At 65.1% G+C, this 14,969-nt stretch carries 17 protein-coding genes; 12 read left to right on the top strand and 5 right to left on the bottom strand.

The genetic code is table 11. From position 1 onward, the window contains the following. Nucleotides 1–19: 19 nt before the first annotated feature. Nucleotides 20–1,417 carry a glycoside hydrolase family 140 protein gene (locus Q0L25_RS18985; RefSeq protein ID WP_296617015.1) on the bottom strand — a complete coding sequence of 466 codons (1,398 nt, stop codon included), beginning with the start codon at nt 1,415–1,417 and terminating at the stop codon, nt 20–22. 20 nt (nt 1,418–1,437) lie between these two features. Continuing rightward, nucleotides 1,438–2,697 (bottom strand): MFS transporter, encoded by a 1,260-nt coding sequence (locus Q0L25_RS18990; RefSeq protein WP_296617017.1) that lies wholly within the window; start codon nt 2,695–2,697, stop codon nt 1,438–1,440. A gap of 218 nt (nt 2,698–2,915) precedes the next feature. On the opposite strand from Q0L25_RS18990, the gene Q0L25_RS18995 reads away from it, so the two are divergent. After that, the gene (locus tag Q0L25_RS18995; RefSeq protein WP_296617018.1) at nt 2,916–4,505 is read left to right on the top strand and encodes a DUF5060 domain-containing protein; all 1,590 of its coding nucleotides are present in this window, start codon (nt 2,916–2,918) and stop codon (nt 4,503–4,505) included. Between the two features lie 131 nt (nt 4,506–4,636). On the opposite strand, the gene Q0L25_RS19000 is transcribed toward Q0L25_RS18995, so the two are convergent. Next, nucleotides 4,637–6,445 carry a diguanylate cyclase gene (locus tag Q0L25_RS19000; protein WP_296617020.1) on the bottom strand — a complete coding sequence of 603 codons (1,809 nt, stop codon included), beginning with the start codon at nt 6,443–6,445 and terminating at the stop codon, nt 4,637–4,639. Nucleotides 6,446–6,579: 134 nt separating this feature from the next. Between Q0L25_RS19000 and Q0L25_RS19005 the strand changes: the two genes are divergently transcribed. The 6 genes from Q0L25_RS19005 (at nt 6,580) to Q0L25_RS19030 (ending at nt 10,643) form a co-directional block, all read left to right on the top strand. Beyond that, complete coding sequence (locus tag Q0L25_RS19005) at nt 6,580–7,089, top strand: DUF892 family protein (protein WP_296617021.1); 510 nt, start codon at nt 6,580–6,582, stop codon at nt 7,087–7,089. Between the two features lie 235 nt (nt 7,090–7,324). After that, nucleotides 7,325–8,275 carry a manganese catalase family protein gene (locus Q0L25_RS19010; protein ID WP_296617023.1) on the top strand — a complete coding sequence of 317 codons (951 nt, stop codon included), beginning with the start codon at nt 7,325–7,327 and terminating at the stop codon, nt 8,273–8,275. A gap of 29 nt (nt 8,276–8,304) precedes the next feature. Then, the gene (locus Q0L25_RS19015; protein WP_296617025.1) at nt 8,305–8,832 is read left to right on the top strand and encodes a ferritin-like domain-containing protein; all 528 of its coding nucleotides are present in this window, start codon (nt 8,305–8,307) and stop codon (nt 8,830–8,832) included. Nucleotides 8,833–8,883: 51 nt separating this feature from the next. Next, nucleotides 8,884–9,150 (top strand): DksA/TraR family C4-type zinc finger protein, encoded by a 267-nt coding sequence (locus Q0L25_RS19020; protein WP_296617026.1) that lies wholly within the window; start codon nt 8,884–8,886, stop codon nt 9,148–9,150. Nucleotides 9,151–9,369: 219 nt separating this feature from the next. Beyond that, a complete protein-coding gene (gntA, locus tag Q0L25_RS19025; RefSeq protein WP_296617028.1) occupies nt 9,370–10,056 on the top strand; it encodes a guanitoxin biosynthesis heme-dependent pre-guanitoxin N-hydroxylase GntA in 687 nt (228 codons plus the stop codon). Then, the gene (locus Q0L25_RS19030; protein ID WP_296617030.1) at nt 10,053–10,643 is read left to right on the top strand and encodes an urea carboxylase-associated family protein; all 591 of its coding nucleotides are present in this window, start codon (nt 10,053–10,055) and stop codon (nt 10,641–10,643) included. Before gntA ends, Q0L25_RS19030 begins: the two co-directional genes overlap by 4 nt. Here Q0L25_RS19030 and Q0L25_RS19035 read toward each other — a convergent pair. Next, nucleotides 10,625–11,569, bottom strand: a complete 945-nt coding sequence (locus tag Q0L25_RS19035; protein WP_296617031.1) for a LysR family transcriptional regulator — start codon at nt 11,567–11,569, stop codon at nt 10,625–10,627. The two genes, Q0L25_RS19030 and Q0L25_RS19035, sit on opposite strands and share 19 nt — an antisense overlap. A gap of 116 nt (nt 11,570–11,685) precedes the next feature. Between Q0L25_RS19035 and Q0L25_RS19040 the strand changes: the two genes are divergently transcribed. Beyond that, nucleotides 11,686–12,213: a hypothetical protein gene (locus tag Q0L25_RS19040; protein WP_296617033.1), complete on the top strand. Its 528-nt coding sequence runs from the start codon at nt 11,686–11,688 to the stop codon at nt 12,211–12,213. Nucleotides 12,214–12,271: 58 nt separating this feature from the next. Continuing rightward, nucleotides 12,272–12,526, top strand: coding sequence for a hypothetical protein (locus Q0L25_RS19045; RefSeq protein WP_296617035.1), 255 nt, complete (start codon nt 12,272–12,274; stop codon nt 12,524–12,526). On the opposite strand, the gene Q0L25_RS19050 is transcribed toward Q0L25_RS19045, so the two are convergent. Beyond that, on the bottom strand, nt 12,492–13,304 hold the full coding sequence (locus Q0L25_RS19050; protein ID WP_296617036.1) for a LytTR family DNA-binding domain-containing protein: 813 nt from the start codon (nt 13,302–13,304) through the stop codon (nt 12,492–12,494). The genes Q0L25_RS19045 and Q0L25_RS19050 overlap by 35 nt on opposite strands. Before the next feature lie 120 nt (nt 13,305–13,424). Between Q0L25_RS19050 and Q0L25_RS19055 the strand changes: the two genes are divergently transcribed. The 3 genes from Q0L25_RS19055 to Q0L25_RS19065 all read left to right on the top strand — a co-directional run bounded on the left by Q0L25_RS19055 (nt 13,425) and on the right by Q0L25_RS19065 (nt 14,969). Next, nucleotides 13,425–14,000 (top strand): hypothetical protein, encoded by a 576-nt coding sequence (locus tag Q0L25_RS19055; protein ID WP_296617038.1) that lies wholly within the window; start codon nt 13,425–13,427, stop codon nt 13,998–14,000. Nucleotides 14,001–14,107: 107 nt separating this feature from the next. Next, the gene (locus Q0L25_RS19060; RefSeq protein ID WP_296617039.1) at nt 14,108–14,455 is read left to right on the top strand and encodes an ArsC family reductase; all 348 of its coding nucleotides are present in this window, start codon (nt 14,108–14,110) and stop codon (nt 14,453–14,455) included. Between the two features lie 73 nt (nt 14,456–14,528). Continuing rightward, a complete protein-coding gene (locus tag Q0L25_RS19065) occupies nt 14,529–14,969 on the top strand; it encodes a hypothetical protein (protein WP_296617041.1) in 441 nt (146 codons plus the stop codon).

Consider the following 14,969-nt stretch of genomic DNA (forward strand, 5'->3'; position numbering starts at 1 on the left):
TCGCCCCGGGATAGCAGCGCTACTTCCCGGCCCCCGCCGACGCGTCGTCGAGCAGCAATGCCCAGTCGTTGCCCGGAGCCGGCTTGCCGGGCGGAGTGAACGGGCGTGTGCCGCGATTGGCGAACGTGCCGATCGCCTGTGTCCGGCCCGTACGCGGGTCGTACCACGACGCGCGTACGCGCTTGCCGGTGATCCTGCCCATCCGCACGCGGAACGGTTTGCCGGTATAGCTATAGGCGATCGCATAGCTTGTGCCGCGCGACGCCGCGACGCGGTCGTAGCGTGTGCCGTTGCCGACGATCAGCGACTGATCCGGGACCCGTTCGTAATAGGGGCGCGAAAGGATCAGGTCCTTGAGGAACCGCATCTGCCCACCGCCGGGCGTCTGCAAACCTTCCTGCCACGAGATCTTTGGCCAATAGGCGGCCTTCTCGCCCGGCGTGTGGAATTGCATCACGCTGTTCTCGCCATAGGTGTGCCCGAACGCGCCGGCGAGGACCGACCACCAGGCGTAGCGGCGCGCGTCCGCCGCCCGCCAGATCGGAAACTGCACGAAATCGAGCCCGTGCGGGATATTCTCGTAACTCGGTTCGCCGTCGATCGCCGGCTTGGCCGGGCGGCGTTTCCAGTCATCCTCGACATAGCGCCAATTGTCCTCGCCATAGGCGCAGCGCTGGGTGTCCTGCGCATAATCCTGGTGCCCCGACTGGAACATGTCGAAGTCGAGCCAGGCGGCGTCGTGGAAGACCCAGGACGAGTCCGTCCGGCCGAACGGATGGAAGGTCATCAGATGATTGTGGTCGATCGCCTTGATCGTCTCGCCCAGCGCGCGCCAGGTCAGGGTCGCCATGTCGGCATGGGTGTCGCCGCCGTTGATCCAGACGATGTTGGGCTTGTCCTTGTAGCGTTCGGCAAGGAAGCGGCCATAGATCGGGGCAGTGTCGACCGTCAGCTTGCGCATCTCCGCGAACGTGCCCCAGGCGGGCACCAACGCGATGTACAGATGATGCGCGGCGGCGCGGTCGACCACCCAATCGAGATGGTCCCAATAATCATACTCGCCGGGCTTCGCGGGATCGTTGCCCGGCGTAACCCGCGGTCGCGCGACATCGCCATCGACCAGCGCCGGTCCGGTCAGCGGGTTCGCCATTTCCGGGCGGTGGAGCACCATGATCTGGATCACGGTGAACCCCTGGCGCTCGCGGGCGGTGAAATATTGCTCGACCTGCTCGCGATCGAGCTTGGCAAGGAGAAGCCAGCCGGTGTCGCCCAGCCAGAAGAACGGCTTGCCGCCGGCTTGGAGATAGCGGCCGTTGCTCGATACCTTGAGCAGCGGCATGGGCTCCTGCGCCGCGGCCGGAAAGGAGATCGCCGCAGCTAGCGCGAGCGCCGCGGTCGCCGACTTGGTCCAGCGCATTTTCCCCTCCTCCGCGCACCTCAGCGCGCCGGCTTCATCCCGGCCTCGATTTCCTCGAGCGACTTGCCCTCGTTGCGTGGCGCGCCGAGGAAGCCGATCAACCCGCTCACCACCAGGAACCCGACCAGGATCCAGGCGAGCGTGGTGAAGCCGGTTGCCGTCAGCGCCGGGACGAAGAAGCTGAACGCGCCGAGCGACACGCGCACCACGGCGAACATCACGCCTTGGGCGGTCGAGCGCAGCAGCGTCGGGAACATCTCCGCGCTCCACAATTGGAAGAAGCTCTGCGCGCCGAACCCGCCGCCGAACGACATCAGGAATACGTGAATGATCGCGACCGGCAGGGTGAGCGGGAAGATCGCCAGCAGCGACATGCCGATCACCTGGATCACAGCCGAAATACCGAACATCAACCGCTGGTTCACCCGGTCGGAAAATTGCATGAAGACCAGGTAGATCGACATCATGCCGATGAAGAAGCTCAGCGTCTGCACGGCGACCGACGTGAATTGGCCGAAGTTGCCGACCGTCCGCAGGATATAGGGGAAGAAGAAGCCGTTGGTCCCCGCCCAAAGGTTCCAGATGCCGTACATGCCGATCAGGAACGCCATCGAACGGATGTTCTGCCAGGTCAGCAGATCGCTCAACTTGCCGCGGCGCCGTTCCTCGGCAGGGAGCGCCTGCGCTTCGAGCCAGCGCTTGGATTCGTGCATGCGGGCACGGAGAAAGGTGAGACCGACCGCGAGGATCGCGAGATGCGCGAAGACGATACGGGCGCCGAGCAGGCCCAATGGCGAGAGCGCCGCGAACATCAGCAACACGACGGTCGGGCCGAGATACCACAGCACCTGCGCGGAGCCACTATGCTTGCCTCGCGAATCGTCGGGGGCCTGTTCGGCGATCAGCGACCAGGACGCCGGAATGTCGGCACCCACCGCCAGGCCGACCAGGAAGAACCCCAGCACGACCATCCAGCCGTTGACCGCGAATACCAGCCACAACATGCCGAACGCGTAGAACAGCATATCGTATTGGTAGATCTTCTTGCGGCCGAGCAGGTCGCACAACCGCCCGCCGATCAGCGCGCCGATCCCCGCCGATATCGCATTGGGTCCGAACGCCCCGAGAATGCCGAGCGTAGTGTTGCTGAGCCCATAGGCTTCCTGCCACAATGCCAGCGCGACCGAGCCCGCGACGATCGATCCCGCGTCGATATAATTGGCCAGACCCGCCAGGATCGTGTCCCGCCAGCTTCCTGTAGCGGAGCCCCCCGTGGTCATCGACATGCTCTCCATTTAAAGCGTATGATAATATTATTTTCCAAGTGTAGCATCGGCGCCGATCGACGCAAGCCTTCACGCGGTGGCAGGGTTCGCCAAGGGCCTACCGCGTTAAATGATCATATTATAATCTCAAAATTGACTCGATCGGCGGCGCCCGATACCTCACCGAAAACCGGACCGAAATCGGCATGCGGTCGCCAGGAAGAGGATGAGCGATGGGATTTTCGCGGCGCGCGGTGCTGGCCAATGCCATGATGCTGGGAGCGGCAGCCGCCACCGGTCCGCTGACGGCGGCGACGAAGCGCTCGTCCGACGGACGCGTCGAGCGATGGGGCGTCTACGAGATCTCGCTCGACGGACCGCGCAGCGGCAACCCGTTCGACGACGTCGCGGTGTCGGCGAGCTTCACCGGCGACGGACGGACGATCCGGGTGCCCGGCTTCTACGATGGCGACGGCGTCTATCGCATCCGCTTCAGCCCGCCCGAACTCGGCAATTGGCGCTGGTCCAGCGAGAGCAACGCGCCGGCGCTCAACGGGCGCACCGGCGCGTTCGAGGCGATCGCGCCGGGTGCCGGCAATCATGGTCCGGTACGCGTCACGAAGGACGGCTATCATTTCGAATATGCCGACGGCACGCCGTTCCGCCAGATCGGCACGACCAGCTATTCCTGGGCGCTGCAATCCGACGCCAAATGCGCCGAGACGTTGAAGACGCTGGCCGGCGCGCCGTTCAACAAGATGCGCATGCTCGTCTTCCCGAACGTGGAATCGGTCGCGACCAATCCGTTCGCGCGGACGGGCGAGGGGCCCAAGGCCTGGGATCCCGCGCGGTTCGATCCCGCCTATTTCCGCCGCTACGAGGATCGCATCGTGCGGCTCGGCGCGCTCGGCATCCAGGCCGACATCATCCTCTTTCATCCCTATGACGCGACGCGCGGCTATTCCGACATGAAGCGCGCCGATGACGAGCGTTACCTGCGCTACGTCGCCGCGCGGTTCGGCGCCTATCGCAACGTGTGGTGGTCGATGGGCAACGAGTACGATGCCATCAAGACCAAGACGATGGACGATTGGGACCATCTGTTCCAGCTGCTGGTCGCCGCCGATCCGCACGACCGGCTGCGCTCGATCCACCAGATCCACACCTATTACGACGCGCGCAAGCCCTGGATCACCCATGCCAGCATCCAGAATGGCGCGGCGGTGCTCGACGATGTCCGTGCCGAACTGCACCGCGACTTCGCGCTCAAGCCGGTGATCTTCGATGAGGTCGTCTATGAGGGGAATTCGGACAAACGCTGGGGCCAGTTGACCGGCGAGGAGATGGTCGAGCGCTTCTGGTACGGGCTGATCGGCGGCACCTATGTCGGCCATAGCGAGACGTTCGACGCCAATCGCAACGCCGATTTCTCGTGGCTGGGGCAGGGCGGCAAGCTGGTCGGGACCAGCCCGCCGCGGCTCGCTTTCCTGCGCAAGATCATGGAAGAGGGGCCGGTTCCCGGGATCGAACCGGTCCAGGCGTGGTGGAACTATCACCTCGGCGGCAAGGCCGATCACTATTACCTGCGCTATTTCGGCGCCGACCGCCCGACCGAATGGGACGTCATATTGCCGGGCCGTGGCGAGGAAGCGTTGCAGAGCTATCGCATCGACGTGATCGATACCTGGAACATGACGATCACTCCGGTCGACGGCGTTTTCAGGATGGCGCGCAAGAACGATTATGACGTGCAGGATCCGGCCCGCCCAAAGGTCGCGCTGCCGGGCAAGCCCTGGATCGCGCTGCGGATGATAAGGGTCTGATCCGGGCTCCTTCGCTTACCTTGCGCAAAGGGGAGCGAACAGGGTCGTCGATCGTCCCACGCGTCGCCGCGCTTCTTTAGCGCGCGTCGGTCCGGCGACCCGAGGGACGCAGAATGGACGTCCCGATCAGGTCACGCCACGTTCCTGCCATGGCGCGTCGCGGCGACTTCCACCCGGTCGCGCCCATGGGCCTTTGCCCGCAGCAGCGCGGCGTCGGCGGTCTGCACCAGTCGATCCGCGGTGCAGTGAACCGGCACGGCCGCTACCCCGACCGACACGCTCACCGCGCCAAGCCGAGTCCCGTTATAATCCAGGGTGAGGCCCGCCACCCGTTCCCGGATGTGGTCGGCGCGCGCTGCTGCCTGTTGCGCGTCGAGCCCCGGGAGCAATATCAGGAATTCCTCGCCGCCATAGCGAAACGCCAGTTCCCGATCGCGTACACTGTCGCGTAGCGCCGCGCCGACCTCGCGCAATACGACATCGCCGGCGTCGTGGCCGAAGCTGTCGTTGAAGCGCTTGAAATGATCGACGTCGAGCATCAGGCAACTGACCGGCAGGTCGGCGCGCTGCGCGTCCGACAGCACTTGCGCGAGCGTCGCGTCCAGCTGGCGGCGGTTGCCGAGACCAGTCAGCGCATCTCCCATCGCCATCGCGCGCAACTGCTCGCGCAAGCGAATGTTGGCGATCGCCAGGCCGATATTCTCGGCAAGCATCGTCAGATAATTCTCCGATGTCGACCCTGTTTCCGGCGACCCCGGCGCGCGCTCCAGATACAGGAGGCCAAAGGTCTCGCCATGCGCGATCAGCGGCAGGCACAAGGTATCGATCGCCAGGCGATCCTCGACATCGAGATGCTCGCACGGAATATCGATCGTGGCGGCGCCCGGCCGGTGCGGCAGCCCCCGACGCAGGGCCCAGCAGGCGGATGGCGCGAATTCGTGCCGGGACTGTTTCGGGTCGAGCCAGTGACACGCTTCGACGACCGCGTTGCGCTTCGCGTCGAGCAGATAGAGGCGGCCGGCGAGATCGGGTGCGATCTCGGGAATGAATCGTCGCGCGATCTCGCCTATGTCGTGCAATGTATCGCACCCTTGCATGCGTTGCGTCATGCGCGACAGAAGATCGCGCTGCAGGCGATCGGCGTCGCGCTCCTCCTGCAATCTTTGCCGCTCGAGCCCGTTTTCGCGGAACACGCGGATCGCCTGGGCCATATCGCCGATCTCGTCGACCCGGCTGATATCGGGCGGTTCCACGGCATAATCCTGCGCCGCCAGCCGGTTGACGATGTCGCTCAGCCGGACGACGGGCTTGAGCACGCGCTGGCGGAAAACGAAGTACAGCACGAACAGGAACAGCAGGGCGGTGATGGCAAGGGCGGCCTCGGACGCTCCTTTCCACGCCCGCGCGACGGCCGTCGCGGCGGCGACCTGCGCCTCGGTCCGCTGGTCGAGCCGATATTGGAACCGCTCGATCAACGACCTGATCCGATCCAGCTCGCGCTCATATTCGCCGCCGAAGACGATGGCGCGCGCGCGTTGCTTGTCGTTGGTGTCGAAGGCAGCGATCGCCGCCCTTTGTTCGTCGCGCAGCGTGTCCGCCCAGCGAACGGCTTCCTTCAAACTATTGAGTTCGTCGGCCGTGGCGCCGACGTCGCGTATGCCGGCAATCCGTTGCTCGACGGACCCGAGCGCCGCGGCCTCGCGATAATAGACGAGGCGATAGGTCGGATCGCCCGTGTCGAGATACTGGCGCGCGCGGTCGGACAGCGCAAAGACGTCCTCGTCCAGAGTCTCGGTCGCCTGGTCCAAACGATAGCGCTGCTCGATCGCGCTCCGTTCACGCTCGCCCGCATTGGACGCGAGGATCATCGTCATGCCCGACAACAGGGTAAGGGCAACGGTGCCGCCATAGGCCCAGTTGGTGATCGTCGCGAGTTTCATAGCGCTGAATTAGCGGCATAGGGTCACACAAAGATTAAATACGGTCTCGTGAATGGCCGCAAAATTGTGGCTCGCGGACAGAGCAAACCGCTCGGCGGATGCAACCTGACGGAGACAGGTCGCGTTTGAGAGGCATGTCCCAGCTCGCCACCACGCCGCTCGATCTCTTCATTCTTGCGTTGCAGGACCTCCACGACGGCGAATGCGCCTGGACCGATCGAGTGCCGGGAATTGCCGAGCGGATCGAGGATGAGCGCTTGGCCGCGGCGCTGCAGTCCGCGACCGGACAGGGGCGCGAGCGCGCGGATCGCCTTGCGGCGATCGCCACTGCCCTGCGCGTCGACATAGCCGGCGCCGAGAATATCTGGCTGCGCGCCATCCTGGAGGACGCGCATCGCGACACGACGATGATCGAGCAAGGTCCCCTGCTCGATATCGCCCTGATCGGCGCCTTCCGGAAAGGCGTTCAGGCCGACCGCGTCAGCTACGAAACCGCCATCGCGCTCGCCCGCTCGCTCGGGCTGGGCGACGCCGAACGCGCAATGACGCTGAGCCGGGACCAATTGACGGGAACGGACGAAACGCTCGCCGGGCTGCTCCAGGAAATCGCCGCGCGATCCGTACTCCCAGCGGAGTCACGTTGATTTTGCAGGCACGCAACCCGATCGGCGCGTCTATTTCCGCGACGCGGTTGCTATCGAACCCTAACAGCCGGCTAGGGTACATGCTTTACTCGGCGACCGGCTTTTGCCGGCCCTTAGCTGCAATCTGTCAGCCCCATCATCCATCTGAAATATCGTCATAACCCACGTTAACACCCGCGGAAATCGCGGAACGTCCTGTCCCTTGGCTGGTTGCCGGTCGGACAGGAGACGATCGATGTTCATGCACAACAAGCGCCTGCAATATACCGTTCGCGTATCCGAGCCCAACCCGGTCCTCGCCTCGTTGATGCTCGAGCAATTCGGCGGGCCGGACGGCGAATTGGCGGCGGCGATGCGCTATTTCACGCAAGGCCTCGCCGACGACGATCCCGGCCGCAAGGATCTGCTGCTCGACATCGCGACCGAGGAGTTGAGCCATCTCGAAGTGATCGGGTCGATCGTCGCGATGCTCAACAAGGGCGTTAAGGCGCAATTGGCCGAGGGAGCGATGGAAGAGGCCGAGCTCTACATGTCGCTGACCAAGGGCGGCGACAGTCACACCCAGGCGATCCTCTATGGCGGCGGCCCGGCGCTGACCAATTCCTCGGGCGTGCCGTGGAGCGGCGCCTATGTCGACAGCCGCGGCGATCCGACCTGCGACCTGCGCTCGAACATCGCCGCGGAAAGCCGCGCCAAGATCGTCTACGAACGGCTGATCAACATCACCGACGATCCCGGCATCAAGGATGCGCTCGGGTTCCTGATGACGCGCGAGATCGCGCACCAGAAGAGCTTCGAAAAGGCGCTCTACACGATCGAGAACAACTTCCCCCCGGGCAAGCTTCCCGGCCTCGCCCAATTCGCCAGCACCTACGTCAACACCTCGCAAGGGGAGGGCGACGCTACCGGCGCATGGAACGAAGGGGAGCAGTGGGAGCGGATCGACGACGTCGCCGGCAGCATCCCGCTCGATGGCGGCAGCGGCGACGCCAGCGTCGAGCTGGGCGGCAGCGATGCGGAAGTAGCGGCGGCGCTGATGCAGCGAACCGCGTCGCGACCCGATTATAATCCGACGACGGGGGCGGATCTCGGAGCCGGCCCGGGCGCGGGGCGGATGACCGACGAGGATCTCGGCGGCGCGGCCGACATGGCGGACGCCACGATGATCAGCGAGCCCGCCGAGTAACGCCCCCCTCTAAGATGATGGAGTAGATGATGGCTGATACGCTGGAACGTACCGACGTGGTCCAACACGTCTTCGTCGTGGGGCTGCGCAACGCCCATGCCGTGGAGCATCAGGCGCTCGCCTTGATGGACCGGCAGATCGATCATTTGAGCCACTATCCCGAAGTGGCGCAGCGGCTGAAGGCGCACCGCGCCGAAACCGAGGGACAGATCGAACGGCTCGAGGAAATCCTCCATTCGCTCGATGAAAAGGCGTCGGCGGTCAAGGATGCCACCCTGGGATTGGTCGGCAACCTCGCTGCGCTGGGCCATGTCTTCGCCCCCGACGAGATCCTCAAGAACAGCTTCGCCAATTTCGCGTTCGAGAATTTCGAGATCGCGAGCTACAAATCGCTGATCACGGTGGGGGAAACGGGCGGCTTCGCCAACGCCCTCCCGCTGCTGCAACGAACGCTCGACGAAGAACTCGCCATGGCGCGGTTCTGCGACGAGAGCCTGCCGGCCATCACGCGCAAATATCTCGAATTGCGCGCCGAGGGCGAGACGGCGAGCCATTGAACGGCATGGCGATCATGGACACCTGGATCCGCCGCCCTGCGGAATGCAGCCATGGCTAATGGCTGGGCACCCGATTCTGCGGTCCAGGACCAGATCGAGGACAGCATTCGCGACGCCGTCTCGCGAGCCCGGTCGTTGTTGCCGAGCGGCGAAAGCGCCGAGGATTGCGAGCGATGCGGCGAGCCGATTCCGGCCAAGCGTCGCGCCGCAATTCCCGGCGTTCGCACCTGCATTGCCTGCCAGGCGGAACGCGATGCCAAACAGGCGGCCTTCGGCGGAATCAACCGGCGCGGAAGCAAGGACAGCCAGTTGCGATAATGTCCAGGCGCCTGAAGAACCGCGACACCAATGCCGGACTATGAAGCTAGTCCGGGCCGGGAATCGTACTGAGCGACGTTAGACGACCCGAAACATCTGCGGTGGCGGGGCGTTGGAAGGTGATGTGATGCTGCCCGAGTTGCATCGCACTCAGTCGCGCGTTTCTTCGCGCCGACCACCACGTGATTATTAATTTCCAAAAGGATTTGCAAAACCTCCATGTTTCATTGGACTCACACCGCCCAGGATGCGTTGGAGCGCAAACTGTTCGCCCATGTCGAAGCGGCCTCATTTCCCTGTGTCGGCGCGAAATCGGCGCTGGCGCGGGGCCGCCTGACGGTCCTTGCCTGCGACAATATCGACAGCGCCTGGGACGATCTGCGCATCCATGAGGGATTGTTGCGCTTTGCACAGGCGTATCGCGAGGATCCGGCACTGTTCCAGAGCTTCGCCGTCGTGTTCCAGGGGCCGGACGATCTCGACGAGGAAGCGTTCGAACGCGCCTTATGGGATCGTGTCCAATCGCTCCACGACAAGGACGTCTGGCGTGGTCAATCCTATGATCCGCGCGTCAGCGCCGATCCGGGCAACCCGCATTTCTCGCTGAGCTTCGGCGGCGAGGCATTCTTCATCGTCGGCCTGCATCCCAAGGCCAGCCGTCCGGCTCGACGCTTCGAACAGCCGACGCTCGTCTTCAACCTCCACGACCAGTTCGAGCGCCTGCGCGAGGCCGGCAAATACGAGGGGCTGCGCGAGAAGATCCTGGTCCGCGACGATCATCTTGCCGGGTCGCGCAACCCCATGCTGGCGCGCCACGGCGAAATCAGCGAGGCGCGGCAATATTCCGGCCGCGCGGTGGAAGAGGATTGGGAGCCTCCGTTCGAATATCGCGGCGACGCGAAATGAGCGGCGAGATCGTCATTCCCGAGCGCAGCGGCACCGCTTTTCCGCTGCCGCGCGGCGCGCAGCTGACGGTGATCGATCCCAAGGGCGAGCAAGTCGCGGACCTGCTCGCGTTCAACGCCGAGGACGTGGACGAGGTGATTTCGTCGGGCCGCACGCTGGATTATGCCGAGACGATCGCGCTGACGACCGGACACAAATTATACTCCAACCGCTCGCGCGTCCTGCTGACGATCGTCGAGGATACGGTCGGCTGCCACGATTTCCTGCTGACCCCGTGCTCGGTCGACACCTTCCACCATTTCTACCCAGATCTGCCGCCGCATCGCGGCTGCTTCGGCAATCTGGCCGAGGCGCTGGCGCCTTATGGTATCGGACCCGATCGCATCCCGGTCGCGTTCAATTGCTTCATGAACGTGCCGGTCGATGGGCGGACGGGGAAGCTGAAAGTGCTGCCGCCAAAGAGCAAAGCGGGCGACCATATTACGTTCCTGGCGGAGATCGACCTGATCATCGGCCTGACCGCTTGTTCGGCGCCGGATTCGAACGGCGGCACGTTCAAGCCGATCCATTACCGGATTGATGCCTGATCGCCCGGAGCGGCGCCTGCTCGGGGCGCCTTCACATGGTCGATGAACGCGCGGAGTTTGGGCAGCATCTGACGTTTGCCGGAATGATAGAGGAAGACGCCGGGCGTCATGACCGCGAACGGCGTCAGCAGCCTTTGCAGCCGGCCGTCCGCAATCGCTGCCTCGGCGATGGGGCCGGGGACTTGCGCCAGCCCCAGGCCCTGTATCGCGGCGCCGAGCAGGGTAGGATAATCGTGCGCGATCAGCGGCCCCGCCACCATGGCTTCGATTACCTCGTTACCGGTCGCGAACGTCCAGGGCGCGATCGCTCCGCTCCAGCGGCGCAGGCGAAGGCAGGCATGGCCGCCAAGCTCCTCGATCCGCGCCGGCGCTCCATGGCGGCGTAGATAATCGGGGCTGCCGACGACGACGAAAGGGAAGGGCGGGGTCAGCCGCACCACGACCATGTCGGCGGCAATGAGTTCGCCGAGGCGGATGCCGGCATCGAAACCGCCGGCGGCGATGTCGACCATCTCGTCGCTCGCGGCGATCTCCAATTCTATCTCCGGATAGGCGTCGCAGAACGAGGCGATCACCGGCTCGAGGATCAGCGGGACGACGGAGCGGGGCACGGCCAGGCGCAACAATCCGGCCGGGCGCTGGCCCAAATCTCGCGCCGCCTCGCTGGCGGCGACGAGCTCGTCAAAGGCGGGCCCCGCGCGATCGAGGAAGCGCTGGCCGGCTTCGGTCAGCCCGACGCTGCGCGTGGTCCGGATCAACAGCGCTGCGCCGATCCGCGCCTCGAGCGATCGTACCGACTGGCTGACGGCGGATGGCGTAACGCCGAGCGCGGCGGCGGCGCGGCGAAAACTGCGATGGCGGGCGACGCTCAGGAAGGTTTCGACGCCATCCAGCGCACCGTGCCGGACTGTGAAGTTCTGCTTCATGGTTCATAGAGATTATCGCCGATAGTCGTCCGGGGAAAGCGACCATAGATGCGATCGCGACCTCAACCGCCGGCGGTACCGGCCCCGCCGCAATCGACTCAGGATCGGAGATCGCCATGTCGACGACGCATATCTTCCAGACGCATCTCGTCCTCGGTTACGCGGCCTGGCTGTTGTGCTTCGGCGCCTATATCCTGCCCCGGCTCAAATCGATCGATCGTGTCGCGGCGCATCGCGCGATCGCGACCTTGCACAGCTTCCGCTTCTTCGGGCTCTCCTTCATCGTCCCGGGCGTGGTGGGCGGCGGCCTGCCGGCGCATTTCGCCATACCCGCCGCTTATGGCGATCTTGCCACCGGACTGCTCGCGATATCGGCGCTCGCAACTATTCGGATCCGGCCCGTTTTCTGGCTGCTCGTGGTCGCGTTCAACCTGGTCGGCCTGGTCGATCTGTTGCTTGCTTACGGCCACGCGATCCAGGCCGACCTCCCCGCGCATGCCGAGGAGCTGGGCGCCGCCTATGTGATCCCGATTCTCTATGTGCCGCTGCTGATGATCACCCATGTCGCCGCATTCTACTTGCTGGCGCGTTCTCGGCCTGGCGCGGCGTCGTCATCGTCCATGGAGTTGCATCCGCTCCGCTAAAGTCCGTTTTGCGGTGACGGCTGGACGGCGGCGGCGAACCGCGTCATCGGCGGATCGCATGACGGCGGAACGCATCATCATCGAAACGATCGGCTGGACCGGCGCCGCGCTGATCCTGGTCGCCTATCTCCTGCTGTCCGCCGGGCGGCTCGGCGGGCAATCGCGGCTCTACCAATGGATGAACCTGGTCGGGGCAGCCTGTTTCGTCGTCAATAGCGGCTATAACGGCGCCATCCCGTCGGCGGTGCTCAACGTCGTCTGGGCGGGGATCGGACTCTTCACGCTGTGGCGGATCGCGCGCCGTCCGGCCTAGGGTCCGGAAACAGACGCGCGAGCGCCGGCACCGCGCGGACCGCCGCGACGCGATTGCGGGCGACGGGAACGCTCAGGCCGCCGTCCAGCCGCAGCCTTATGTTGCGCCCGTCGCGCTCGATCGCTCGCACCGCCGACACCGCCACCCACCAGCTGCGATGCGTCCGGATCCCCACGCTGCCATAGCGCGCGATCGCCTCGGCCATCGGCATCAGTTCGAGCCGGCTGCCGCTGGGCCCGTGCACCCGGACATAATGATCCTCCATCTGCAAGCAGATGACGCCGCCATCGGCGAAGTCCCGGGGCGGTGCCTCGGTCCGAGCGCCTTGCGTCGGCGCGGCCGCGGGACGCCGCCGCGATTCGGCCGCCAGCCAGAGCCCGACGACCATTGCCTCGACCAAGGCCGTCTTCACATACCAGTCGATGAGCGACATGCGTCCCGCTTCGCCCGGCCATGCCCAGCGGCCGAACCCCGCCGCCGCCAGGCTGACCGGCAGCGCGGCGGTGAGGATCGCGATCGCCAAGGCGAGCGGCATGGGAACATCGCGGGCGCGCAGCATTCGGACCGCCGGCGGTACGATCAGTCCGGCCAGCCCGGCGCCGATCACCATCATCCCGGTCCAGTTGAACAGGCAGATCAGCAGATCGCCGCCGAGATAGCCGAGAAAACCGACCACGCCACCCGCGACCGCGCCGAAAGCGAGAAGCCGCAGCCAGCCGCCGGCCGAGCCGATCCCGGCCTCCCAATGCCCGATATCGCGCCGCGCATCGTCCGCCATGCCCACTCCCGTACCCGTTCGCCCAGTCGCGAATATCCGCTGGCAAGTCGCTGTCCCGCCGAGGTTAGCAGGCTGCGCCAGGCGGGAAAGCTCCTTTTCCCGAAGGCGAGGGAGAGAGCGATGACGAAGCTGATACGACCGGCACGGCGCGACCTGCTGACGGGAGCGCTCCTGGCCGGCGGGCTGGGCCTGGCGGGGCGAGCGATCGCCGCGCCGGCGGCGGCGGATGGCCCGACCGGCGACATCCATGATTTCGATTATCATGTCGGCCGCTGGACCGCGGTGCAGCGGCGGCTGAAGCAGCGCTGGGTCGGCAGCAAGGCGTGGGACGAGTTCCCCAGCACCACCACCTACACCCAATATCTCGATGGGCTGGTCAGCGCCGATCAGACCGATTTCCCGACCAAGGGCTGGGCCGGGCTGACCGTCCGCACCTTCCAACGCGAGCGGCGGCAATGGTTCATCTATTGGATCAACAGCCGCGACGGCGTGATGGGGACGCCGGTGATCGGCGGATATCGGGGCAATGTCGGCCTGTTCTATGGCGACGACACCGACGACGGCATCCCGGTCAAGGCCCGCTTCATCCGCACCAAGCAACCGCCCGATCGCGAACGCTGGGAACAGGCCTTTTCGCGCGACGGCGGAGCGACCTGGGAAACCAACTGGACCGCCGACTTCACGCGCGTGCGCTGACGGGTATCGGCCCACGATCGATCGGCGAGACCGGATTTCGGCGCTATATCGTGCCGGCCGGGCTTGCCCGATTGCCTGATCAGGGAGCCCGGCCTAAGGGCGCGGCCATGCTTACCCTTTACGGCATCCCCAATTGCGACACCGTCAAAAAGGCGCGCGCCTGGCTCGATAGTCATGGCGTCGCCTACGCCTTTCACGATTACAAGAAGGCCGGGATCGACGCGGCGTCGCTCGGCCGCTGGACCGATGCGTTGGGCTGGGAAACGGTGCTCAACCGCGCAGGCACGACGTTCCGCAAGCTCTCGGACGGCGACAAGGCCGATCTCGACCGGGAGAAAGCGATCGCGCTGATGCTTTCCCAGCCGTCGATGATCAAGCGCCCGATCGTCGAAGGCGACGGCGTGCTGGTAGCGGGGTTCAAGCCCGATGCCTGGCAGGCGGCCGGCATCGCTTAGGCCGGCATCGCTTGGACTTGTCAGCCACCGCAACGAGGCGCAGTCTATTCCCCGTCTGAACGGGGAGGGGATGATGGCTGATAATATCAAGCCGCCGGTCTGGTTCTGGATCGTCGCGATCCTGTTGGTGCTATGGAACGCGATCGGCTGTTATTTCTGCGTCGAGCAGTTCCGGCTCGGCGCCGCCTCGGCGATGTGGGAGCAGGATCCCTATCATCAGGCGCTCTATCAGTCGCTTCCGGCCTGGTACAATTACGTCTACGCCGTCGCCACGTTCGGCGGATTGCTCGGCGGCCTCGCCTTGCTGCTGCGCGAGCGCCGCGCGATCATCCTGTTCTGGATCTCGCTGATCGCGGTGATCGTGCAGTTCGGCTACACGTTCGCGATGACCGACCTGATCGCGCATGAAGGCGCCGCCAAGGTCGTGCCGTTCCCGGTGTTCATCGCCGTGGTCGGCCTGTTCGCGATCTGGTTTTCGGGCATGGCGGCGAAGAAGGGCTGGATCGGACGTTAG

Origin of the sequence: Sphingomonas sp. (genome assembly GCF_024508665.1) — a bacterium.
Classification (GTDB): Bacteria; Pseudomonadota; Alphaproteobacteria; order Sphingomonadales; family Sphingomonadaceae; genus Sphingomonas.

Coding starts and splice junctions, on each gene's coding strand:
- gntA (WP_296617028.1), top strand. CDS start 9,370: ATGTTTCATTGGACTCACACCGCCCAGGATGCGTTGGAGCGCAAACTG.
- Q0L25_RS19015 (WP_296617025.1), top strand. CDS start 8,305: ATGGCTGATACGCTGGAACGTACCGACGTGGTCCAACACGTCTTCGTC.
- Q0L25_RS19065 (WP_296617041.1), top strand. CDS start 14,529: ATGGCTGATAATATCAAGCCGCCGGTCTGGTTCTGGATCGTCGCGATC.
- Q0L25_RS19020 (WP_296617026.1), top strand. CDS start 8,884: ATGGCTAATGGCTGGGCACCCGATTCTGCGGTCCAGGACCAGATCGAG.
- Q0L25_RS19040 (WP_296617033.1), top strand. CDS start 11,686: ATGTCGACGACGCATATCTTCCAGACGCATCTCGTCCTCGGTTACGCG.
- Q0L25_RS19030 (WP_296617030.1), top strand. CDS start 10,053: ATGAGCGGCGAGATCGTCATTCCCGAGCGCAGCGGCACCGCTTTTCCG.
- Q0L25_RS18985 (WP_296617015.1), bottom strand. CDS start 1,417: ATGCGCTGGACCAAGTCGGCGACCGCGGCGCTCGCGCTAGCTGCGGCG.
- Q0L25_RS19055 (WP_296617038.1), top strand. CDS start 13,425: ATGACGAAGCTGATACGACCGGCACGGCGCGACCTGCTGACGGGAGCG.
- Q0L25_RS19045 (WP_296617035.1), top strand. CDS start 12,272: ATGACGGCGGAACGCATCATCATCGAAACGATCGGCTGGACCGGCGCC.
- Q0L25_RS18990 (WP_296617017.1), bottom strand. CDS start 2,697: ATGACCACGGGGGGCTCCGCTACAGGAAGCTGGCGGGACACGATCCTG.
- Q0L25_RS19035 (WP_296617031.1), bottom strand. CDS start 11,569: ATGAAGCAGAACTTCACAGTCCGGCACGGTGCGCTGGATGGCGTCGAA.
- Q0L25_RS18995 (WP_296617018.1), top strand. CDS start 2,916: ATGGGATTTTCGCGGCGCGCGGTGCTGGCCAATGCCATGATGCTGGGA.
- Q0L25_RS19060 (WP_296617039.1), top strand. CDS start 14,108: ATGCTTACCCTTTACGGCATCCCCAATTGCGACACCGTCAAAAAGGCG.
- Q0L25_RS19005 (WP_296617021.1), top strand. CDS start 6,580: ATGTCCCAGCTCGCCACCACGCCGCTCGATCTCTTCATTCTTGCGTTG.
- Q0L25_RS19000 (WP_296617020.1), bottom strand. CDS start 6,445: ATGAAACTCGCGACGATCACCAACTGGGCCTATGGCGGCACCGTTGCC.
- Q0L25_RS19050 (WP_296617036.1), bottom strand. CDS start 13,304: ATGGCGGACGATGCGCGGCGCGATATCGGGCATTGGGAGGCCGGGATC.
- Q0L25_RS19010 (WP_296617023.1), top strand. CDS start 7,325: ATGTTCATGCACAACAAGCGCCTGCAATATACCGTTCGCGTATCCGAG.